Here is a 21,130-nt window from a genome sequence, read left to right as displayed (position 1 = left end):
TATGATAGTATTGTAAAATGCCAACATATTATATTTCTGATCTAAACTAAATTAATCATCTCTTGTATAAATTTGGTTTTATTGGGAATGCTAATAAAATAATAGTCGTATTGTGGAAATGTGGTTTTATGACTAAAACCCTTTTTCTTTTTGTCTTATGAGTATCGGCTTGCTTGCGGTTAAAAGGTGTACTATTCATAATTAGACACTTTTACGCAGGCTATAATGTTTTTTGAAGAATAAGTTTTGAAACTGATTAGTGCTTCAGTGCCTCTTTTTTTCGTGAAACAATGATCCAGCGTGCAGCATTCAATGTCGCTGGAAACCAATGTGTATCGAACGGATGCAGGTGCGCTTGCGCTTTTCTAAATAAATTAGCTTGATTTGAGGGGTGAATCAGTTGACAGGTCAACTAGTTCAGTATGGACGACACCGCCAACGTAGAAGTTACGCGCGAATCAGTGAAGTTTTAGAATTACCAAATCTAATCGAAATCCAAACCTCTTCTTATCAATGGTTTCTTGATGAGGGTTTACGTGAAATGTTTCATGACATTTCGCCGATTGAAGACTTTACTGGTAATTTGTCGCTTGAATTTATTGATTACAGCCTTGGCGAACCAAAATATTCCGTTGAGGAATCGAAAGAACGAGATGTTACATACTCTGCACCACTGCGTGTTAAAGTGCGTCTTGTAAACAAAGAAACAGGCGAAGTAAAAGACCAGGATGTCTTTATGGGTGATTTCCCGTTAATGACAGAGACAGGTACGTTCGTAATTAATGGAGCGGAACGTGTCATCGTTTCCCAGCTTGTGCGTTCTCCTAGCGTATATTACAGCGGGAAGCTTGATAAAAATGGAAAGAAAGGTTTTACTGCGACAGTAATTCCGAACCGCGGCGCTTGGCTTGAGTATGAAACAGATGCCAAAGATGTCGTATACGTTAGAATAGATCGTACTCGGAAACTGCCCGTTACGGTTCTTTTGCGTGCACTTGGGTTCGGCTCTGATCAAGAGATCATTGATTTAATTGGGGATAATGAATATATCCGCAATACGCTTGAAAAAGATAACACGGAAGGAATCGATAAAGCGCTATTAGAAATTTATGAGCGTCTCCGTCCGGGTGAACCGCCAACGGTTGAAAATGCTAAAAGTCTTCTTTTGTCAAGATTCTTTGATCCTAAGAGATATGACTTAGCAAATGTTGGTCGTTACAAGATTAATAAAAAGCTTCATATAAAAAATAGATTATTTGGTCAGAGATTGGCAGAAACACTTGTTGATCCAGAAACAGGTGAAATTATCGCAGAAAAAGGTGCTACTTTAGACCGCCGTACGTTAGACCGTATCTTGCCTAACCTTGAAAAGAACATCGGTTTCAAATCTGTAAATCTTTTAGGTGGAGTTATCTCAGATGATGTAGAACTTCAGTCTATTAAAATCTATGCACCTAATGAAGATGGGGAAAAAGCTATTAACGTAATTGGAAATGCATACGTTGAGGAAGCAGTGAAGAACATTTCACCTTCTGATATTATTGCTTCCATCAGTTATTTCTTTAACCTGCTGCATGGTGTAGGCGATACAGATGATATCGATCACTTAGGAAACAGACGTCTGCGTTCTGTTGGAGAATTACTGCAAAACCAATTCCGTATTGGTTTATCCAGAATGGAACGTGTGGTTCGTGAAAGAATGTCAATTCAGGATACAAATACGATTACTCCACAGCAGTTAATCAATATTCGTCCTGTCATTGCATCTATTAAAGAGTTCTTCGGAAGCTCTCAGCTTTCCCAGTTCATGGATCAGACAAACCCATTAGCAGAATTAACACATAAACGCCGTTTATCTGCCCTAGGGCCTGGTGGTTTGACGCGTGAGCGTGCAGGCTTTGAAGTTCGTGACGTTCACTACTCTCACTACGGCCGTATGTGTCCAATTGAGACACCAGAGGGTCCGAACATCGGTTTGATCAACTCTCTATCATCTTTTGCAAAAGTAAATCGTTTCGGCTTTATTGAAACACCTTACCGCCGTATCGACCCTGATACAGGTAAAGTGACATCCCGAATCGATTATTTAACAGCTGATGAAGAGGATAACTATGTTGTTGCACAGGCAAACGCTGTTTTAGGCGAAGACGGCTCTTTCCTAGATGAAGAAGTTGTTTCTCGTTTTAAAGGGGAAAACACAGTTGTAAGCCGAGATCGCATCGATTACATGGATGTATCTCCTAAGCAGGTTGTTTCTGCCGCAACAGCTTGTATTCCGTTCCTTGAAAACGATGACTCTAACCGTGCCCTTATGGGAGCGAACATGCAACGTCAAGCGGTTCCTCTTATGCAGCCGGAAGCTCCTCGTGTAGGAACAGGAATGGAGTATGTATCAGGGAAAGACTCTGGTGCTGCTGTTATCTGTAAACACGAAGGTATTGTTGAGCACGTGGAAGCACGCGAAGTTTGGGTGCGCCGCATTAATGTAGTAGATGGCCAAGAAGTAAAAGGCGATCTTGACAAGTACAGAATGTTAAAATTCATCCGTTCCAACCAAGGAACTTGCTATAACCAACGTCCAATCGTTGCGGTTGGAAACCGTGTAACAAAAGGAGAAATCCTTGCTGACGGTCCTTCTATGGAGCTTGGGGAATTAGCATTAGGACGAAATGTTCTTGTAGCGTTTATGACTTGGGATGGATATAACTACGAGGATGCGATCATTATGAGTGAGCGCCTTGTAAAAGATGATGTATATACTTCTATTCATATTGAAGAATATGAATCAGAATCTCGTGATACTAAGCTTGGACCTGAAGAGATTACAAGAGATATTCCTAACGTTGGGGAAGATGCTCTTCGCAACCTCGATGAACGCGGAATTATCCGTACAGGTGCAGAAGTAAAAGATGGTGATCTTCTTGTTGGGAAAGTAACTCCTAAAGGGGTAACAGAACTAACGGCAGAAGAAAGACTATTGCATGCGATCTTTGGTGAGAAAGCTCGTGAAGTCCGTGATACATCTCTTCGTGTGCCACATGGCGGCGGCGGAATTGTATTGGATGTAAAAGTATTTAATCGTGAAGATGGAGACGAATTGCCTCCAGGTGTAAACCAGCTCGTTCGCGTCTATATTGTTCAGAAGCGTAAGATTTCTGAAGGAGATAAAATGGCCGGACGTCACGGAAACAAAGGGGTTATATCCAGAATCTTGCCAGAAGAGGATATGCCTTACCTTCCGGACGGAACACCTGTTGACATCATGTTAAACCCACTTGGGGTTCCGTCTCGTATGAACATCGGTCAGGTGCTTGAGCTTCATCTTGGTATGGCTGCAAGAGCATTAGGCATCCACGTTGCGTCTCCAGTATTTGATGGAGCAAACGAGGAAGATGTTTGGGAAACAATTGAAGAAGCTGGGATGGCAAGAGATGCTAAAACCGTTCTTTACGACGGCCGTTCAGGTGAGCCTTTTGACAACCGTGTATCTGTAGGTGTCATGTACATGATTAAACTTGCGCACATGGTTGACGATAAGCTCCATGCTCGTTCAACAGGACCATACTCTCTAGTTACGCAGCAGCCGTTGGGCGGTAAAGCTCAATTTGGCGGACAGCGTTTCGGTGAGATGGAGGTTTGGGCACTCGAAGCTTACGGTGCAGCCTATACACTTCAGGAGATCTTAACGGTTAAATCTGATGATGTTGTAGGACGTGTGAAAACATACGAATCGATTGTTAAAGGTGAAAATGTCCCTGAGCCAGGTGTACCTGAATCGTTTAAAGTATTAATCAAAGAACTTCAAAGCTTAGGTATGGATGTGAAGATTCTATCTGGTGACGAAGAAGAAATTGAAATGAGAGACCTTGAGGATGAAGAAGAGATTCAGCAAGCTGAATCCCTTACAATTGCTCCAGATACAGCAAATGAAGAATCTGAAAAGGTTGCTGCAAAAGAATAAATGAAGCATACGGAGTGAGGGCAACCATGTCCTCCTCCATTCAATAATAATTTAGGCAAAATGGGTAAAATCCGGAGATCAAAAGGGAGGTAGGCCCCTTGCTAGATGTAAATAATTTTGAGTATATGAAAATAGGTCTAGCTTCACCTGACAAGATTCGTTCTTGGTCACATGGTGAGGTAAAAAAACCTGAAACGATTAACTATCGTACATTAAAGCCAGAAAAGGACGGTTTGTTCTGTGAGCGCATTTTTGGTCCTACAAAAGACTGGGAATGTCATTGCGGAAAATACAAACGAGTTCGTTACAAAGGTGTAGTTTGTGACCGATGCGGCGTTGAAGTAACACGCGCAAAAGTACGTCGTGAAAGAATGGGTCATATTGAGCTTGCGGCTCCTGTTTCTCATATTTGGTACTTCAAAGGGATCCCTAGCAGAATGGGGCTTGTTTTAGATATGTCACCACGTGCTTTGGAAGAGGTTATTTACTTCGCTTCCTATGTAGTGACAGATTCTGGTGATACAGCACTTGAGAAAAAGCAGCTGTTATCCGAAAAGGAATACCGTGCATACCGTGAAAAATACGGAACTAAGTTCCAAGCATCAATGGGTGCTGAATCCATTAAAAAACTTCTTTCAGATATCGACCTGAACAAAGAGGCTGATACACTTAAAGAAGAACTGCGCACTGCTCAAGGGCAGCGTCGTACACGTGCAATTAAAAGATTAGAAGTTATTGAAGCATTCCGTGGTTCTGGTAATGAACCTTCTTGGATGATTCTTGATGTTCTTCCTGTTATTCCTCCAGAGCTTCGCCCAATGGTACAGTTAGATGGCGGACGTTTCGCTACTTCTGACTTAAATGACCTTTATCGTCGTGTTATCAACCGTAATAATCGTTTAAAGCGTTTATTAGACCTTGGTGCTCCAAGCATCATCGTTCAAAACGAAAAGCGTATGCTTCAGGAAGCGGTTGATGCACTAATCGACAATGGCCGCCGTGGCAGACCAGTTACTGGACCGGGTAACCGTCCATTGAAATCATTGTCACATATGCTAAAAGGAAAGCAAGGACGTTTCCGTCAAAACCTTCTGGGTAAACGTGTTGACTACTCAGGTCGTTCCGTTATCGTTGTTGGACCAAACTTGAAAATGTATCAGTGCGGATTACCAAAAGAAATGGCATTAGAACTATTTAAGCCTTTTGTTATGAAGGAATTGGTTGAAAAAGGTCTTGCTCATAATATTAAATCGGCAAAACGTAAAATTGAAAGAGTGCAGCCGGAAGTTTGGGATGTACTAGAAAGTGTTATTAAAGAACATCCAGTTCTTCTTAACCGTGCCCCTACTCTGCATAGACTTGGAATTCAGGCATTTGAGCCAACACTTGTAGAAGGCCGTGCAATCCGTTTGCATCCGCTCGTATGTACAGCTTATAACGCTGACTTTGACGGAGACCAAATGGCAGTTCACGTTCCGCTTTCTTCAGAAGCTCAAGCTGAAGCAAGACTTCTAATGCTAGCGGCACAAAACATCTTGAATCCGAAAGATGGAAAACCAGTTGTAACACCTTCTCAGGATATGGTGCTAGGTAACTACTACTTAACTCTTGAAAGAGAAGGAGCAGTTGGAGAAGGAATGATCTTTAATGATACGAGTGAAGCCCTATTGGCATACCAAAATGGATATGTTCACCTTCACACGAGAGTAGCAGTTAATGCTTCTTCATTAAACAATCAAACCTTTACAGAAGAGCAAAACAACCAGCTTTTAATTACGACAGTTGGAAAACTGATCTTTAATGAGATTTTACCTGAGACATTCCCATACATTAATGAGCCTACAAAAACTAACTTAGAAGAAGAAACGCCTAAGAAGTACTTTGTAGATCCTGGTACAGACGTACCTGCAGCAATCAAGGAAATGCCGCTTGTAGATCCGTTCAAGAAGAAAATTTTAGGTAATATTATTGCGGAAGTATTTAAACGCTTTAAGATTACTGAAACATCTAAAATGCTTGACCGTATGAAAAATCTTGGATTCCGCTATTCTACAAAAGCCGGTATTACAGTTGGTGTATCCGACATCGTAGTATTAGGTGATAAAGAGCAGATCATCCAAGAAGCACAAACAAAGGTTGATAATGTCACGAAGCAATTCAGACGTGGTTTAATCACAGAAGATGAGCGTTATGACAGAGTTATTTCCATCTGGAGTGCTGCGAAGGATGATATTCAATCAAGATTGATGAAATCTCTTGATAAATCGAACCCGATATTCATGATGAGTGATTCCGGAGCCCGTGGTAACGCGTCTAACTTTACACAGCTTGCTGGTATGCGCGGACTAATGGCCAACCCGGCTGGACGTATTATTGAACTTCCAATTAAATCAAGTTTCCGTGAAGGTCTAACGGTATTGGAATACTTCATCTCCACTCACGGTGCGCGTAAAGGTCTTGCCGATACAGCTCTTAAAACGGCTGACTCTGGTTACTTAACACGCCGTCTTGTTGATGTTGCTCAAGATGTTATCGTTCGTGATGATGATTGTGGTACTGACCGCGGTCTTGAGATTTCAGCCTTAAAGGATGGAACAGAAGTAATTGAAGCTCTTGACGAACGTTTAATTGGACGTTATGCAAGAAGAACTGTAAAGCATCCTGAAACAAAAGAAGTAATTGTAGCTGAGAATGATCTAATTACAGAAGACATTGCTGTTCAAATTATTGATGCAGGAATTGAAACTGTGTGGATCCGTTCAGCATTTACTTGTAATACTCGCCACGGTGTATGTAAGAAGTGTTATGGCCGTAATCTTGCAACAGGTCAAGAGGTTGAGGTTGGGGAAGCAGTTGGTATCATTGCTGCTCAATCCATCGGTGAGCCAGGTACGCAGTTAACAATGCGTACATTCCATACAGGCGGGGTTGCGGGAGACGACATTACACAAGGTCTACCACGTATCCAGGAGATCTTTGAAGCTCGTAATCCAAAAGGTCAGGCTGTTATTTCAGAAATTGATGGTGTAATCGTAGGCATTAATGAAGGCCGCGACCGCCAGCATGAAATTGTCGTTCAAGGCGAAGTTGAATCACGCACATATAATGCGCCTTACACAGCGCGTTTAAAGGTTGCTGTCAACGATCAAGTTGAACGCGGTCAAGAATTAACTGAAGGTTCAATTGACCCGAAAGAGTTAATCAAGGTCAAAGATGTTACAGCAGTTCAAGAATACTTACTGCGTGAGGTACAGAAAGTTTACCGTATGCAAGGGGTTGAAATTGGGGATAAGCATATCGAAGTTATGGTTCGTCAAATGCTTCGTAAGGTACGTGTCATTGATGCGGCTGAAACAGATGTGCTTCCAGGTACATTGCTTGATATCCACCAGTTTACTGATGCAAACGAAAAAGCTCTTCTTGCAGGGAAAATTCCTGCAACCGGACGCCCGGTATTGCTTGGAATCACAAAAGCTTCACTCGAAACCGATTCCTTCTTATCTGCTGCATCCTTCCAAGAAACAACAAGGGTTCTTACGGATGCTGCAATTAAAGGAAAACGTGATGAGCTGCTTGGCTTGAAGGAAAATGTTATCATCGGTAAGCTTGTACCAGCCGGAACAGGCATGCAGCGTTACCGAACAGCAGAGCCTTATACTGCCAACGAAGCTGCTGAAGATGCAGTAACAGTTGAATAATTAATAGAAATGCGGTATTTGCTTTCTCGAGCAAATACCGCATTTAAATGATATTTATCTGCCCAGTTTGAAATCTTTGTTGACATTAAGTTTTAAAGATGCTAATATAGCAAAGGTGCTCCTATTAACTGGATACTTTGGAGGATATGAATGATGTCTTATGAAAAAGTATTGCAGGCAAAAAACTTTGTAGTAGGAACAAAGCAAACAGTAAAGGCTCTAAAAACAGGAACAGTCCAAGAAGTTATATTGGCTGCTGATGCTGATCAACATGTACTGGCAAAAGTAGAGAATACAGCGAAGGAATTACTTGTTCCGATTCAATATGCGGATTCGATGAAAAAGCTCGGAAAAGCATGCGGGATACAAGTTGGAGCAACTGCTGTTGCGATAATTAATTAAAAACTGTTTTTGCGGAAGACTTCTGCAAGAACTTTGTTTTTGCTTCAAAATGAACCACCTGGATGTGTGGGCTTACACGAAAAGATGAAGGGAGGAAAACAATCATGCCTACTATTAACCAATTAGTGCGCAAGCCTCGTAAAACGAAAGAGGAGAAGTCAAATTCACCTGCGCTTAACAAAGGTTACAACAGCTTCAAAAAAGTACAAACAAATGTTTCTTCACCACAAAAACGCGGTGTATGTACACGTGTTGGTACAATGACTCCAAAAAAACCGAACTCGGCGTTACGTAAATATGCACGTGTTCGTTTAACAAACGGAATTGAGGTTAACGCTTATATTCCTGGTATTGGACACAACCTTCAAGAACACAGCGTTGTTCTGATCCGTGGAGGACGTGTAAAAGACTTACCGGGTGTACGTTACCACATCGTACGCGGTGCTTTAGATACAGCTGGTGTTAACAATCGTATGCAAGGCCGTTCTAAATACGGTGCTAAGCGTCCGAAAGCAGCTAAGAAATAATAAAACAAACAATTTAAAATACAACCCTTTCTGAAAGGAGGAAAATTAAATGCCACGTAAAGGTCCTGTAGCAAAAAGAGACGTATTGCCAGATCCGATTTACAACTCAAAGCTTATCAGCCGTTTAATCAACAAAATGATGATCGATGGTAAGAGAGGGAAAGCGCAAGCGATCCTATATTCTGCATTTGATACTATTCAAGAACGCACTGGCAAAGAGCCAATGGAAGTTTTTGATCAAGCGTTAAAAAACATCATGCCTGTACTTGAAGTTAGAGCACGCCGTGTTGGTGGAGCTAACTACCAAGTACCAGTTGAGGTGCGTCCTGACCGCCGTACGACTTTAGGTCTTCGCTGGTTAGTGAACTACTCACGTCTTCGCGGTGAAAAAACAATGGAAGAGCGTTTAGCTAACGAAATCCTTGATGCAGCAAACAACACTGGTGCATCTGTTAAGAAACGTGAAGATATGCATAAAATGGCTGAAGCAAACAAAGCGTTTGCTCACTATCGCTGGTAAGATAACCTTATTAAATAAAATAACCCTTATACTAGGAAGGAGAAAGACCCAATGGCAAGAGAGTTCTCCTTAGAAAATACTCGTAATATTGGTATCATGGCGCATATTGATGCCGGTAAAACAACAACAACTGAACGTGTACTTTATTACACTGGCCGTATCCACAAGATCGGTGAAACGCACGAAGGTGCTTCACAGATGGACTGGATGGAACAAGAGCAGGAGCGCGGAATTACAATTACTTCCGCCGCTACTACTGCTCAATGGAAAGGTCACCGTGTTAACATCATCGATACACCAGGACACGTAGACTTCACTGTTGAAGTTGAACGTTCACTTCGTGTACTTGATGGTGCTGTAGCAGTACTTGATGCTCAATCTGGTGTTGAGCCTCAAACTGAAACAGTTTGGCGTCAAGCAACAACATATGGTGTACCACGTGTTGTTTTCGTAAACAAAATGGATAAGCTTGGTGCAGATTTCCTATACTCACTAAGCACATTACATGACCGCCTGCAAGCAAATGCAGCTGCTATTCAATTACCGATTGGTGCTGAAGATCAATTCGAAGGCATCATCGATTTAATTGAAATGAAAGCAACGTTCTATGGTAACGACCTTGGTACAGATATCCAAGAACGTGAAATTCCTGCAGAATACATGGATCAAGCAGAAGAATATCGTGAAAAGTTAATTGAAGCGGTAGCTGAACTTGATGAAGAATTAATGGAGAAATACCTTGGTGGAGAAGAAATCTCTAACGAAGAGCTAAAAGCGGCAATTCGTAAAGGTACTGTAAACGTTGAATTCTACCCTGTTATCTGTGGATCAGCTTTCAAAAACAAAGGTGTTCAAAAAATGCTAGACGCAGTCATTGCATATCTTCCATCTCCATTAGATGTACCTGCAATTAAAGGTACTCTAGCGGATTCAGATGAAGAGGTAACTCGTCCTTCTAGTGACGATGCACCATTCTCTGCACTTGCGTTTAAAGTTATGACTGACCCTTACGTTGGTAAGCTAACATTCTTCCGTGTGTATTCAGGTACACTTAATTCTGGATCATATGTAAAGAACTCTACAAAAGACAAGCGTGAGCGTGTAGGTCGTATCCTGCAAATGCATGCAAACTCTCGTGAAGAGATCTCTACAGTATATGCAGGAGATATCGCTGCAGCTGTAGGTCTAAAAGACACTACAACTGGTGATACTTTATGTGATGAGAAAGATTTAGTAATCCTTGAATCTATGGAATTCCCTGAACCAGTTATTCAGCTTTCTATCGAGCCTAAGTCAAAGGCTGACCAAGATAAGATGACAACTGCTCTTCAAAAACTTCAAGAAGAAGATCCGACATTCCGCGCGCATACTGACCAGGAAACTGGACAAGTTATTATCGCAGGTATGGGTGAGCTTCACTTGGATATCCTGGTAGACCGTATGCGTCGTGAATTTAAAGTGGAAGCAAACGTTGGTGCACCTCAGGTTGCATACCGTGAAACTTTCCGTTCTTCAGCGCAAGTTGAAGGTAAATTTGCACGTCAATCTGGTGGACGTGGACAATTCGGACACGTTTGGATTGAATTCTCTCCTAACGAAGAAGGAAAAGGCTTTGAATTCGAAAACGCAATCGTTGGTGGGGTAGTTCCTCGTGAATATATCCCTGCAGTTCAAGCTGGTCTAGAAGACTCTCTAGATAGAGGTGTACTTGCTGGATATCCACTTGTTGACATCAAAGCAAGACTATATGATGGTTCTTACCATGATGTTGACTCATCTGAAATGGCGTTTAAAATTGCTGCATCAATGGCACTTAAGAATGCTGCTTCAAAATGTAACCCTGTAATTCTTGAGCCGGTTATGAAAATTGAAGTAATCATTCCTGAAGAATACCTTGGTGACATTATGGGTAACGTTACTTCACGTCGTGGACGTGTAGAAGGTATGGATGCCCGTGGTAATGCACAAGTTGTTCGTGCTATGGTTCCACTATCAGAAATGTTTGGTTACGCAACTTCATTGCGTTCTAGCACGCAAGGTCGCGGTGTGTTCTCAATGCACTTTGATCACTATGAAGAAGTTCCAAAATCAATTTCTGAAGAAATCATCAAAAAAAATAAAGGTGAATAATTGATTTTACCTTTTCAATCAAGTATAACTACTAATGTAGGCTATTAGACTGCCGGGAGTTATCTTCCGGCCGTCATTAAAAAATACTTAACTTTTACAATCCGAAGGAGGACTTTTAAAATGGCAAAAGCTAAATTTGACCGTTCAAAACCCCATGTTAACATCGGTACTATCGGACACGTTGACCATGGTAAAACTACTTTAACAGCTGCTATCACTACTGTTCTTTCAAAAGCAGGCGGCGGTGAAGCACGCGGATATGATCAAATCGACGCTGCTCCAGAAGAGCGCGAGCGTGGAATCACAATCTCAACTGCACACGTTGAGTACGAAACTCCAAACCGTCACTATGCACACGTTGACTGCCCAGGACATGCTGACTATGTTAAAAACATGATCACTGGTGCTGCACAAATGGACGGCGGAATCCTAGTTGTTTCTGCTGCTGACGGCCCAATGCCACAAACTCGTGAGCACATTCTTCTTTCTCGTCAAGTAGGTGTACCTTACCTTGTTGTATTCATGAACAAATGTGACATGGTAGACGACGAAGAACTTCTTGAGTTAGTAGAAATGGAAGTTCGTGACCTTCTATCTGAATATGAGTTCCCTGGCGATGACATTCCAGTTATCAAAGGTTCTGCTCTAAGAGCACTTGAAGGAGATGCTCAATGGGAAGAAAAAATCAACGAGCTTATGGCTGCTGTTGATGAGTATATCCCAACACCAACTCGTGACACTGACAAGCCATTCATGATGCCAGTTGAGGATGTATTCTCTATCACTGGACGTGGAACAGTTGCTACTGGACGTGTTGAGCGTGGAGTAGTTAAAGTTGGAGACGTTATCGATATCACTGGTTTCACTGAAGAGCCAAAATCAACAACTGTAACAGGTGTTGAAATGTTCCGTAAGCTTCTTGATTATGCAGAAGCTGGTGACAACATTGGTGCACTTCTACGTGGTGTTGCACGTGAAGATATCCAACGTGGACAAGTACTTGCTAAGCCAGGTACGATCAAGCCACACACAAAGTTCAAAGCAGAAGTTTACGTATTATCTAAAGAAGAGGGTGGACGTCACACTCCATTCTTCACAAACTACCGTCCTCAGTTCTACTTCCGTACAACTGATGTAACTGGTATTTGTAACCTACCTGAAGGCGTAGAAATGGTTATGCCTGGGGACAACATCGAAATGCACGTTGAGCTAATCGCTCCAATCGCTATCGAAGAAGGTACTAAATTCTCTATCCGTGAGGGTGGACGTACTGTAGGCGCTGGCGTAGTTGCTACAATCGTTGAATAATTAAATTAAGTACCGGGAGATTTATCTCCTGGTATTTTTTTATGACAAAAAGTCAATAAGCCCTTTTAGCTGCAGTCTTAATATAGAGCTGCGGCTTCTTGTTTCTATGCATGTAAAATCCGAATAACAATATTCCACAAATAAAACCTTAAAAATATCTGTTTAGTGTAGAACGGTAATCAAACTCATGCAGTATGTAATTCTAAAAGATAACTCCTTAATACATAATTAGCATATGTGAAGGAAACGATGATTTAGTTTAACGAAGGAAGCTGGTTCCCAGGGGATATAAGATATTCCTATATTGGAACAGTAATATAGAAGAAACACATCAATATCCTGATTATAAAATAGAAATTGCTGTTAGTTAAAAGAATGACTTGAAATAAGGTGTATAAGTAGATATAATTAAAAAAGTGCGCGAAACGGAAATGAATCAATATTTATGTTGCAATTCATTTATAGTTTCTGTATAATAGACAATGTTGGTCTTTGACTGCGATGATGTGAAAGGTTGCTGACACACCCGGCCGCTTTGCCATGGCGAGTGTGTGGGAAATTTTCACGGAGAATGTCTATATGAAAATAGGCGAAAAGGAGGGAAAATAATGGCAAAACAAAAAATTCGTATTCGTTTAAAAGCGTATGATCACAGAATCCTTGATCAATCTGCTGAGAAAATTGTAGAAACTGCAAAACGCTCTGGTGCGGCTGTATCTGGTCCAATTCCATTGCCAACTGAAAAGTCAATCTACACAATTCTTCGTGCGGTGCATAAGTACAAAGATTCTCGTGAGCAATTCGAAATGCGTACGCATAAACGTCTTATCGACATCATTAACCCAACACCACAAACGGTTGATTCTTTAATGCGTTTAGATCTACCATCTGGTGTGGATATCGAAATCAAGCTTTAATTTAATAAATAACTAACATATTGTAGGAGGTGTGACTGAAATGACCAAAGGAATCTTAGGAAGAAAGATTGGTATGACTCAAGTATTTGCTGAAAACGGTGATCTAATCCCGGTAACAGTTGTTGAAGCTGCTGGAAACGTTGTTCTTCAAAAGAAATCTTCTGAAACAGATGGCTACGAAGCGATTCAAATCGGTTTCGAAGACAAACGCGAAAAGCTTTCAAACAAACCTGAAAAAGGTCATGTTGCAAAAGCAAACACTACTCCTAAGCGCTTCGTTCGTGAATTCCGCGACGTAAACTTAGCTGAGTATGAAGTTGGTCAAGAAGTCAAAGTAGAAATTTTCGCTGAGGGCGAAACTGTTGATGTAACAGGAATCTCAAAAGGTAAAGGTTTCCAGGGTGCTATTAAACGCCACGGACAATCTCGCGGGCCAATGGCGCACGGTTCACGTTACCACCGTCGTCCTGGTTCAATGGGTCCTGTAGCTCCAAACCGTGTATTCAAAGGTAAATTATTACCAGGACGCATGGGCGGCGAGCAAATCACAGTTCAAAACCTTGAAATCGTTAAAGTGGATGCAGAACGCAACCTTCTTTTAATCAAAGGAAATGTGCCAGGTCCTAGAAAAGCACTTCTTAAAATTAAAAGCGCGGTAAAAGCGAAGTAATTACACTGGAAAGGAGGAAACATAAATGCCTAAAGTAGCATTATATAACCAAAGCGGTTCTAAAGTTGGTGATATCGAACTTAACGAATCAATCTTTGGTATTGAGCCTAATAACCACGTAATGTTCGAAGCAGTAGTAATGCAAAGAGCATCTTTACGTCAAGGAACTCATAAAACAAAAATTCGTTCTGAAGTAGCGGGCGGTGGACGTAAGCCATGGCGCCAAAAAGGAACTGGCCGTGCTCGTCAAGGATCTATCAGATCACCACAATGGCGCGGAGGCGGTACTGTATTCGGTCCTGTACCACGCAGCTACAGCTATAAATTACCTAAAAAAGTACGCCGTTTAGCAATTAAATCTGCACTTTCTTCTAAAGTTTTAGATGAAAATGTACTTGTATTAGAAGGTTTAGCTTTTGAAGCTCCAAAAACAAAGGATTTCAAAGGTCTTCTAAAAGGTCTATCAGTTGATTCTAAAGCACTTATCGTAACAGCTGACCTTGATGAAAACGTAGCATTATCTGCTCGTAACATCCCTGGTGTAACTGTTGTAACTGCTGCTGGAATTAGTGTGTTAGATGTTTTAAATCATGATAAATTAATCATGACGAAACAAGCGGTTGAAAAAGTAGAGGAGGTGCTTGCATAATGGATGCACGCGATATCATTAAGCGCCCCGTTATCACAGAACGTTCTACTGACATCATGGCTGAGAAGAAATACACTTTCGAAGTTGATGTAAGAGCAAACAAAACACAAGTTAAAGACGCTGTTGAAGAAATCTTTGACGTGAAGGTTGAAAAAGTCAACATCATGAACTACAAAGGTAAATTCAAGCGTATGGGCAAATTTGGCGGATATACAAACAAACGTCGTAAAGCGATTGTGAAATTAACTGCCGACAGCAAAGAAATCGAGATTTTCGAAGCTTAAGATCATTGATCTAAAAAGAAGAGGAGGGAAACGAAATGGCGATTAAAAAGTATAAACCTACCTCTAACGGTCGTCGCGGCATGACGGTTTCTGATTTCGCAGAAATCACAACAAATAAACCGGAAAAATCTTTACTTGCTCCTATTAAGCGTAAAGGTGGTCGTAACAACCAAGGTAAGTTGACAGTTCGTCATCAAGGTGGCGGTCATAAACGTCAATATCGTCTAATCGATTTTAAACGCAACAAAGATGGCATTCCAGGCCGCGTTGCTACAATCGAGTATGATCCAAACCGTTCAGCAAATATTGCATTAATTAACTATGTTGATGGAGAAAAGCGTTACATCCTAGCTCCTAAGAATTTAGAAGTGGGTATGGAAGTAATGTCTGGTCCTGAAGCAGATATCAAAGTAGGTAACGCGTTACCACTTGTAAACATTCCAGTGGGTTCTGTTATCCACAACATCGAATTAAAACCAGGTAAAGGCGGACAATTAGTACGTTCTGCTGGAACAAGTGCACAAGTACTTGGTAAAGAAGGCAAATACGTATTAGTACGTTTAAACTCTGGTGAAGTTCGCATGATTCTTGCTACTTGCCGTGCTACAATCGGTCAAGTTGGTAATGAACAGCATGAGCTTATCAACATTGGTAAAGCAGGTCGTTCACGCTGGTTAGGCAAGCGTCCTACAGTTCGTGGATCTGTAATGAACCCTAATGATCACCCACACGGTGGTGGTGAAGGTCGTGCACCAATCGGACGTAAGTCTCCTATGACTCCTTGGGGCAAACCAACTCTTGGATTCAAAACTCGTAAGAAAAACAACAAATCAGATAAATTTATCGTGCGTCGCCGTAAAAAATAACGGGATTGAACTACGGTTCCAGAACAGGGCCGTAGAACAATCACGAAGGGAGGTTCAATCATGGGTCGCAGCTTAAAAAAAGGACCTTTTGTTGACGAACATTTAATGACAAAGATCGAAAAGCTAAACGAAACCGAAAGTAAGTCTGTTACTAAAACTTGGTCTCGTCGTTCTACGATCTTCCCGCAATTCATCGGACATACTATTGCAGTATATGATGGTCGTAAACATGTGCCTGTATATGTCACAGAAGACATGGTAGGACACAAGCTTGGAGAATTCGCTCCAACTCGTGCATACAAAGGCCATGGCAATGATGATAAGAAAACAAGACGTTAATGAGAGGAGGGCATTCAAATGCAAGCTAAAGCTGTTGCAAGAACAGTTCGTATTGCTCCTCGTAAAGCTCGTTTAGTCGTAGATTTAATTCGAGGAAAGCAAGTTGGTGAAGCGGTAGCGATTCTTAATCTGACTCCAAAAGCAGCTTCTCCAATCGTAGAAAAAGTATTGAAATCTGCATTGGCAAACGCTGAGCATAACTACGAAATGGACGTAAACAATTTAGTAGTTACTCAAGCATTCGTTGACGAAGGACCAACTTTAAAACGTTTCCGTCCTCGTGCAATGGGTCGTGCAAGCGCAATTAACAAGCGCACAAGCCACATCACTATCGTTTTATCAGAAAAGAAGGAGGGATAATCAGTGGGTCAAAAAGTAAATCCAGTCGGTTTGCGTATCGGAGTTATTCGTGATTGGGAATCTAAATGGTATGCAGGCAAAGACTATGCTGATCTTTTACACGAAGACCTAAAAGTGCGTGAGTATATTACAAAGCGCTTAAAGGATGCTTCTGTTTCTAAAGTAGAAATCGAACGTGCTGCTAACCGCTTGAACATCACTGTCCACACTGCTAAGCCAGGTATGGTAATTGGTAAAGGTGGTACTGAAGTTGAAGCGCTTCGTAAGTCTCTTAACTCACTTACTGGCAAACGTGTTCACATCAACATTCTTGAAATCAAAAAAGCAGATATCGATGCGAAATTGGTTGCGGAAAACATTGCTCGTCAATTAGAAAACCGTGTATCTTTCCGTCGTGCTCAAAAACAAACAATTCAACGTGCTATGCGCGCTGGCGCTAAAGGTATCAAAACAATGGTATCTGGTCGTCTTGGCGGTGCTGATATCGCTCGTTCTGAATCATACAGTGAAGGAACAGTTCCACTTCATACACTTCGTGCTGATATCGACTATGCTACAGCTGAAGCAGATACTACTTACGGTAAATTAGGCGTAAAAGTATGGATCTATCGTGGAGAGGTCCTTCCAGCAAAGAAGAAAACTGCGGAAGGAGGCAACTAATATGTTAGTACCAAAACGCGTCAAATATCGTCGTGTACACCGTGGGAAAATGCGCGGTCAAGCTAAAGGCGGCACTGAAGTTACTTTCGGTGAATACGGTCTACAAGCATTAGAAGCTTCTTGGATCACGAACCGTCAAATTGAATCTGCCCGTATCGCAATGACTCGTTACATGAAACGTGGCGGTAAAGTTTGGATTAAAATCTTCCCACATAAGCCTTATACTGCAAAGCCTCTAGAAGTCCGAATGGGTTCTGGTAAAGGTGCTCCAGAAGGCTGGGTAGCTGTTGTTAAACCTGGAAAAATCATGTTTGAAATCGCTGGTGTTTCTGAAGAGGTAGCTCGTGAAGCACTTCGCCTTGCATCACACAAACTTCCTGTAAAATGTAAGTTTGTAAAACGAGAAGAAATTGGTGGTGAATCAAGTGAAAGCTAATGAAATTCGTGACCTTACCACTGCAGAAATTGAACAAAAAGTGAAATCTTTAAAAGAAGAGCTTTTTAACCTTCGCTTTCAATTGGCGACAGGACAACTGGAAAATACAGCTCGCATCCGTGAAGTTCGCAAGGCGATCGCTCGTATGAAAACTGTTATCCGTGAAAGAGAAATTGGTTTTAGCAAGTGATATTGAGAGGAGGTTCGCACAATGAGTGAACGCAACCAACGCAAAGTTTACACAGGACGTGTGGTTTCTGACAAAATGGATAAGACTGTTACTGTTTTGGTTGAAACATACAAAAAGCACGCACTTTATGGTAAACGCGTTAAGTACTCTAAAAAGTTTAAAGCTCATGATGAGCAAAACGAAGCAAAAATTGGCGATATCGTTCGTATTATGGAAACTCGTCCACTATCTGCGACTAAACGCTTCCGTCTAGTAGAAGTTGTTGAAAAAGCAGTTATTATCTAATTGTTCGGTTGGGAGATTGATCCCGAAGGGAGGTTACACACATGATTCAACAAGAATCACGTTTAAAAGTTGCTGACAACTCTGGTGCTCGTGAAGTACTAACCATTAAAGTTCTTGGCGGTTCTGGCCGTAAAACTGCAAACATTGGTGATGTCATCGTTTGTACAGTGAAACAAGCAACACCAGGTGGCGTTGTTAAAAAAGGTGACGTTGTTAAAGCTGTAGTTGTTAGAACAAAAAGCGGTGTTCGTCGTAATGACGGTACTTACATTCGTTTTGATGAAAACGCATGTGTGATTATTCGTGATGATAAAGGTCCTCGTGGTACTCGTATTTTCGGACCTGTTGCGCGTGAACTTCGTGACAACAACTTCATGAAAATTGTTTCATTAGCTCCAGAAGTATTATAAATATAAATCAAATTGCCTTTAAGGAGGTGCGCACAGATGCATGTAAAAAAAGGTGATAAAGTTATGGTCATCTCTGGTAAGGATAAAGGCAAAACAGGTGTTATCCTAGCAGCATTCCCAAAACAAAGCCGAGTGCTAGTTGAAGGAGTAAACGTTGTTAAGAAACACGCTAAGCCTTCCCAAGTGAATCCGCAAGGCGGAATCATCAGCCAAGAGGCACCTGTTCATGTATCAAACGTTATGCCTGTTGACCCTAAGTCTGGTGAACCAAGTCGTGTAGGCTACAAAACGGTTGATGGCAAAAAAGTACGTGTAGCAAAAAAATCCGGTGAAGTTCTAGATAAATAGTTAAATGAAGAAGGGAGGTACTCTGAATGAACCGCCTAAAGGAAAAACACAGTAAAGAAATTACACCTGCTCTTATGAGCAAGTTCAACTATGAATCAGTAATGCAAGTTCCTAAGCTTGAAAAAATCGTTGTCAATATGGGTGTCGGTGATGCTGTTTCAAACTCTAAAGCATTAGATAATGCTGTTGAAGAGCTTGGACAAATCACTGGTCAAAAACCACTTGTGACTCGTGCGAAGAAATCAATCGCTGGCTTCCGTCTTCGTGAAGGCATGCCGATCGGTGCTAAAGTTACATTACGCGGTGAGCGTATGTACGAATTCTTTGATAAATTAGTATCAGTTTCTCTTCCACGTGTACGTGACTTCCGCGGTATTTCTAAAAAGTCTTTTGACGGCCGTGGAAACTACACTCTTGGTGTTAAAGAACAATTAATCTTCCCTGAGATTGATTACGATAAAGTAAGCAAAGTTCGTGGTATGGATATCGTTATCGTTACTACAGCTAATACTGATGAAGAAGCTCGTGAACTTTTAACTCAATTTGGAATGCCATTCCAAAAGTAATCGCTAAATAGAGGGAGGCGAAAACGTGGCTAAAAAGTCAATGATTGCGAAGCAAAAACGCACGCCTAAATATAAGGTACAAGAATATACACGCTGCGAGCGTTGCGGCCGTCCACATTCTGTATACCGTAAATTTAAGCTTTGTCGTATTTGTTTCCGTGAATTAGCATATAAAGGTCAAATACCTGGTGTGAAAAAAGCTAGCTGGTAAAACCCAAAGTTGGGAAGGAGGTAAAAACAATGGTCATGACAGATCCAATTGCAGATTTGCTTACTCGCATCCGTAATGCGAATATGGTTCGTCACGAAAAATTAGAAGTTCCTGCTTCTAATATCAAAAAAGAAGTTGCTGAAATCCTTAAGCGTGAAGGATTCGTGCGTGATGTTGAGTTTATCGAAGACAATAAGCAAGGCATTATCCGCATTTTCTTAAAATACGGTGCTAACAACGAGCGTGTTATTACTGGTCTTAAGCGTATCAGTAAGCCTGGTCTTCGTGTATACGCAAAAGCTGATGAAGTACCTCGTGTACTTAACGGTTTAGGTATCGCACTAGTTTCTACTTCTCAAGGAGTTCTTACAGATAAAGAAGCTCGCGCTAAACAAGTTGGCGGAGAAGTACTAGCATACGTTTGGTAATAGAGTTTCTTAATGAATGGAGGTGCAATAAATGTCTCGTATAGGTAAAAAACCAATCGAAATTCCATCTGGCGTAACAATTACAATTGATGGAGAAACAGTTACAGTTAAAGGTCCTAAAGGTGAACTTTCTCGTTCATTTAACCCTGATATCGAAGTGAAAGTGGAAGAGAACATCATTAACATTGTTCGTCCAACTGAATCAAAAGAGCACCGTGCTCTTCACGGAACTACTCGTGCATTGATCGCTAACATGGTTGAGGGAGTTTCCAAAGGCTTTGAAAGAGGTTTAGAGCTTATCGGTGTCGGTTACCGTGCTCAAAAACAAGGGAAAAAGCTAGTGTTAAACGTTGGTTATTCTCACCCTGTAGAAATCGAGCCTGAAGAAGGTCTTGAAATCGAAGTACCATCTAATACAAAAGTTATCGTTAAAGGAACTAACAAAGAACGCGTTGGTGCTTTAGCAGCTAACATCCGTGACGTTCGTCCTCCAGAGCCTTACAAAGGTAAAGGGATCCGTTATGAAGGCGAATATGTGCGCCGTAAAGAAGGTAAAACAGGTAAGTAATGCCGCTTAGGTAAACGAAAGGAGTGACCGAAATGATTACGAAGGCTGATAAAAATGCAGTTCGTAAAAAAAGACATGCACGTGTTCGTGCAAAGCTTTCTGGAACTGCAGTTCGTCCTCGTTTAAATGTGTTCCGTTCAAACAAACACATTTACGCTCAATTAATTGATGATGTAAACAAAGTAACAATCGCAAGTGCATCATCACTTGATAAAGATGTTAACCTTGATTCTACAAGCAATGTTGATGCAGCTGTTAAAGTTGGAGAACTAGTTGCAAAACGTGCTGTTGAAAAAGGAGTTAATTCTGTAGTATTCGACCGTGGAGGATACCTCTATCATGGCCGCGTAAAAGCATTAGCTGATGCTGCACGCGAAAACGGGTTGGAATTTTAATA

General features: G+C 41.4%; 25 protein-coding genes. All 25 read left to right on the top strand.

Annotated features, from left to right (window positions below; genetic code table 11):
* The first annotated feature begins 400 nt into the window (after positions 1 to 400).
* The 25 genes from rpoB (at position 401) to rplR (ending at position 21,128) form a co-directional block, all read left to right on the top strand.
* Positions 401 to 3,961, top strand: coding sequence for a DNA-directed RNA polymerase subunit beta (gene rpoB / locus B7E07_RS23015; RefSeq protein WP_066441595.1), 3,561 nt, complete (start codon positions 401 to 403; stop codon positions 3,959 to 3,961).
* Between the two features lie 98 nt (positions 3,962 to 4,059).
* Positions 4,060 to 7,659: a DNA-directed RNA polymerase subunit beta' gene (gene rpoC / locus B7E07_RS23010; protein WP_080849044.1), complete on the top strand. Its 3,600-nt coding sequence runs from the start codon at positions 4,060 to 4,062 to the stop codon at positions 7,657 to 7,659.
* 153 nt (positions 7,660 to 7,812) lie between these two features.
* A complete protein-coding gene (locus tag B7E07_RS23005) occupies positions 7,813 to 8,061 on the top strand; it encodes a 50S ribosomal protein L7ae-like protein (protein ID WP_080849347.1) in 249 nt (82 codons plus the stop codon).
* 104 nt (positions 8,062 to 8,165) lie between these two features.
* The gene (gene rpsL / locus B7E07_RS23000; RefSeq protein WP_066441591.1) at positions 8,166 to 8,588 is read left to right on the top strand and encodes a 30S ribosomal protein S12; all 423 of its coding nucleotides are present in this window, start codon (positions 8,166 to 8,168) and stop codon (positions 8,586 to 8,588) included.
* A 49-nt stretch (positions 8,589 to 8,637) separates the two neighbouring features.
* The gene (gene rpsG / locus B7E07_RS22995) at positions 8,638 to 9,108 is read left to right on the top strand and encodes a 30S ribosomal protein S7 (protein ID WP_066441590.1); all 471 of its coding nucleotides are present in this window, start codon (positions 8,638 to 8,640) and stop codon (positions 9,106 to 9,108) included.
* Between the two features lie 51 nt (positions 9,109 to 9,159).
* On the top strand, positions 9,160 to 11,238 hold the full coding sequence (gene fusA, locus B7E07_RS22990; protein WP_080849043.1) for an elongation factor G: 2,079 nt from the start codon (positions 9,160 to 9,162) through the stop codon (positions 11,236 to 11,238).
* Positions 11,239 to 11,358: 120 nt separating this feature from the next.
* The gene (gene tuf / locus B7E07_RS22985) at positions 11,359 to 12,546 is read left to right on the top strand and encodes an elongation factor Tu (RefSeq protein WP_066441586.1); all 1,188 of its coding nucleotides are present in this window, start codon (positions 11,359 to 11,361) and stop codon (positions 12,544 to 12,546) included.
* Positions 12,547 to 13,154: 608 nt separating this feature from the next.
* Positions 13,155 to 13,463, top strand: a complete 309-nt coding sequence (gene rpsJ / locus B7E07_RS22980) for a 30S ribosomal protein S10 (protein ID WP_009791329.1) — start codon at positions 13,155 to 13,157, stop codon at positions 13,461 to 13,463.
* A gap of 40 nt (positions 13,464 to 13,503) precedes the next feature.
* Positions 13,504 to 14,133, top strand: a complete 630-nt coding sequence (gene rplC / locus B7E07_RS22975) for a 50S ribosomal protein L3 (protein WP_080849042.1) — start codon at positions 13,504 to 13,506, stop codon at positions 14,131 to 14,133.
* A gap of 25 nt (positions 14,134 to 14,158) precedes the next feature.
* Positions 14,159 to 14,782: a 50S ribosomal protein L4 gene (gene rplD, locus B7E07_RS22970; RefSeq protein WP_066441580.1), complete on the top strand. Its 624-nt coding sequence runs from the start codon at positions 14,159 to 14,161 to the stop codon at positions 14,780 to 14,782.
* Entirely contained in the window at positions 14,782 to 15,066 is a 285-nt protein-coding gene (rplW, locus tag B7E07_RS22965; RefSeq protein ID WP_066441577.1) for a 50S ribosomal protein L23, read from the top strand. Before rplD ends, rplW begins: the two co-directional genes overlap by 1 nt.
* 35 nt (positions 15,067 to 15,101) lie before the next feature.
* On the top strand, positions 15,102 to 15,932 hold the full coding sequence (rplB, locus tag B7E07_RS22960; RefSeq protein ID WP_080849041.1) for a 50S ribosomal protein L2: 831 nt from the start codon (positions 15,102 to 15,104) through the stop codon (positions 15,930 to 15,932).
* 60 nt (positions 15,933 to 15,992) lie between these two features.
* Entirely contained in the window at positions 15,993 to 16,271 is a 279-nt protein-coding gene (gene rpsS, locus B7E07_RS22955) for a 30S ribosomal protein S19 (protein ID WP_080849040.1), read from the top strand.
* Between the two features lie 18 nt (positions 16,272 to 16,289).
* A complete protein-coding gene (rplV, locus tag B7E07_RS22950) occupies positions 16,290 to 16,631 on the top strand; it encodes a 50S ribosomal protein L22 (protein ID WP_080849039.1) in 342 nt (113 codons plus the stop codon).
* 3 nt (positions 16,632 to 16,634) lie between these two features.
* Complete coding sequence (gene rpsC, locus B7E07_RS22945) at positions 16,635 to 17,291, top strand: 30S ribosomal protein S3 (protein WP_066441563.1); 657 nt, start codon at positions 16,635 to 16,637, stop codon at positions 17,289 to 17,291.
* A gap of 1 nt (position 17,292) precedes the next feature.
* The gene (rplP, locus tag B7E07_RS22940) at positions 17,293 to 17,727 is read left to right on the top strand and encodes a 50S ribosomal protein L16 (protein ID WP_080849038.1); all 435 of its coding nucleotides are present in this window, start codon (positions 17,293 to 17,295) and stop codon (positions 17,725 to 17,727) included.
* Positions 17,717 to 17,917, top strand: a complete 201-nt coding sequence (gene rpmC, locus B7E07_RS22935) for a 50S ribosomal protein L29 (protein WP_009336588.1) — start codon at positions 17,717 to 17,719, stop codon at positions 17,915 to 17,917. The genes rplP and rpmC overlap by 11 nt, the downstream gene beginning before the upstream one ends.
* Positions 17,918 to 17,938: 21 nt before the next feature.
* A complete protein-coding gene (gene rpsQ / locus B7E07_RS22930; protein ID WP_066441558.1) occupies positions 17,939 to 18,202 on the top strand; it encodes a 30S ribosomal protein S17 in 264 nt (87 codons plus the stop codon).
* Positions 18,203 to 18,243: 41 nt separating this feature from the next.
* Positions 18,244 to 18,612 (top strand): 50S ribosomal protein L14, encoded by a 369-nt coding sequence (gene rplN / locus B7E07_RS22925; RefSeq protein ID WP_066441555.1) that lies wholly within the window; start codon positions 18,244 to 18,246, stop codon positions 18,610 to 18,612.
* 36 nt (positions 18,613 to 18,648) lie between these two features.
* Positions 18,649 to 18,960, top strand: coding sequence for a 50S ribosomal protein L24 (gene rplX, locus B7E07_RS22920; protein WP_080849037.1), 312 nt, complete (start codon positions 18,649 to 18,651; stop codon positions 18,958 to 18,960).
* A gap of 26 nt (positions 18,961 to 18,986) precedes the next feature.
* Positions 18,987 to 19,526, top strand: coding sequence for a 50S ribosomal protein L5 (gene rplE / locus B7E07_RS22915; RefSeq protein WP_080849036.1), 540 nt, complete (start codon positions 18,987 to 18,989; stop codon positions 19,524 to 19,526).
* A gap of 25 nt (positions 19,527 to 19,551) precedes the next feature.
* Positions 19,552 to 19,737, top strand: a complete 186-nt coding sequence (gene rpsN / locus B7E07_RS22910; RefSeq protein WP_009499044.1) for a 30S ribosomal protein S14 — start codon at positions 19,552 to 19,554, stop codon at positions 19,735 to 19,737.
* Between the two features lie 29 nt (positions 19,738 to 19,766).
* Positions 19,767 to 20,165 carry a 30S ribosomal protein S8 gene (gene rpsH / locus B7E07_RS22905; protein WP_066441538.1) on the top strand — a complete coding sequence of 133 codons (399 nt, stop codon included), beginning with the start codon at positions 19,767 to 19,769 and terminating at the stop codon, positions 20,163 to 20,165.
* A 31-nt stretch (positions 20,166 to 20,196) separates the two neighbouring features.
* On the top strand, positions 20,197 to 20,733 hold the full coding sequence (gene rplF / locus B7E07_RS22900; protein WP_080849035.1) for a 50S ribosomal protein L6: 537 nt from the start codon (positions 20,197 to 20,199) through the stop codon (positions 20,731 to 20,733).
* Between the two features lie 32 nt (positions 20,734 to 20,765).
* Positions 20,766 to 21,128, top strand: coding sequence for a 50S ribosomal protein L18 (rplR, locus tag B7E07_RS22895; RefSeq protein ID WP_066441536.1), 363 nt, complete (start codon positions 20,766 to 20,768; stop codon positions 21,126 to 21,128).
* Positions 21,129 to 21,130: the final 2 nt, after the last annotated feature.

The sequence above is a fragment of the Cytobacillus gottheilii genome, from assembly GCF_900166665.1.
In the GTDB taxonomy this organism is placed as follows: domain Bacteria; phylum Bacillota; class Bacilli; order Bacillales; family Cytobacillaceae; genus Cytobacillus; species Cytobacillus gottheilii_A.
This window is presented reverse-complemented; position numbering and strand designations above follow the sequence as displayed.

Excerpts from the sequence above, each read along its gene's own strand:
- B7E07_RS23005 (WP_080849347.1), top strand. The coding sequence starts at position 7,813 with ATGTCTTATGAAAAAGTATTGCAGGCAAAAAACTTTGTAGTAGGAACA.
- rpsL (WP_066441591.1), top strand. The coding sequence starts at position 8,166 with ATGCCTACTATTAACCAATTAGTGCGCAAGCCTCGTAAAACGAAAGAG.
- rpsG (WP_066441590.1), top strand. The coding sequence starts at position 8,638 with ATGCCACGTAAAGGTCCTGTAGCAAAAAGAGACGTATTGCCAGATCCG.
- fusA (WP_080849043.1), top strand. The coding sequence starts at position 9,160 with ATGGCAAGAGAGTTCTCCTTAGAAAATACTCGTAATATTGGTATCATG.
- tuf (WP_066441586.1), top strand. The coding sequence starts at position 11,359 with ATGGCAAAAGCTAAATTTGACCGTTCAAAACCCCATGTTAACATCGGT.
- rpsJ (WP_009791329.1), top strand. The coding sequence starts at position 13,155 with ATGGCAAAACAAAAAATTCGTATTCGTTTAAAAGCGTATGATCACAGA.
- rplC (WP_080849042.1), top strand. The coding sequence starts at position 13,504 with ATGACCAAAGGAATCTTAGGAAGAAAGATTGGTATGACTCAAGTATTT.
- rplD (WP_066441580.1), top strand. The coding sequence starts at position 14,159 with ATGCCTAAAGTAGCATTATATAACCAAAGCGGTTCTAAAGTTGGTGAT.
- rplW (WP_066441577.1), top strand. The coding sequence starts at position 14,782 with ATGGATGCACGCGATATCATTAAGCGCCCCGTTATCACAGAACGTTCT.
- rplB (WP_080849041.1), top strand. The coding sequence starts at position 15,102 with ATGGCGATTAAAAAGTATAAACCTACCTCTAACGGTCGTCGCGGCATG.
- rpsS (WP_080849040.1), top strand. The coding sequence starts at position 15,993 with ATGGGTCGCAGCTTAAAAAAAGGACCTTTTGTTGACGAACATTTAATG.
- rplV (WP_080849039.1), top strand. The coding sequence starts at position 16,290 with ATGCAAGCTAAAGCTGTTGCAAGAACAGTTCGTATTGCTCCTCGTAAA.
- rplP (WP_080849038.1), top strand. The coding sequence starts at position 17,293 with ATGTTAGTACCAAAACGCGTCAAATATCGTCGTGTACACCGTGGGAAA.
- rpsQ (WP_066441558.1), top strand. The coding sequence starts at position 17,939 with ATGAGTGAACGCAACCAACGCAAAGTTTACACAGGACGTGTGGTTTCT.
- rplN (WP_066441555.1), top strand. The coding sequence starts at position 18,244 with ATGATTCAACAAGAATCACGTTTAAAAGTTGCTGACAACTCTGGTGCT.
- rplX (WP_080849037.1), top strand. The coding sequence starts at position 18,649 with ATGCATGTAAAAAAAGGTGATAAAGTTATGGTCATCTCTGGTAAGGAT.
- rplE (WP_080849036.1), top strand. The coding sequence starts at position 18,987 with ATGAACCGCCTAAAGGAAAAACACAGTAAAGAAATTACACCTGCTCTT.
- rpsH (WP_066441538.1), top strand. The coding sequence starts at position 19,767 with ATGGTCATGACAGATCCAATTGCAGATTTGCTTACTCGCATCCGTAAT.
- rplF (WP_080849035.1), top strand. The coding sequence starts at position 20,197 with ATGTCTCGTATAGGTAAAAAACCAATCGAAATTCCATCTGGCGTAACA.
- rplR (WP_066441536.1), top strand. The coding sequence starts at position 20,766 with ATGATTACGAAGGCTGATAAAAATGCAGTTCGTAAAAAAAGACATGCA.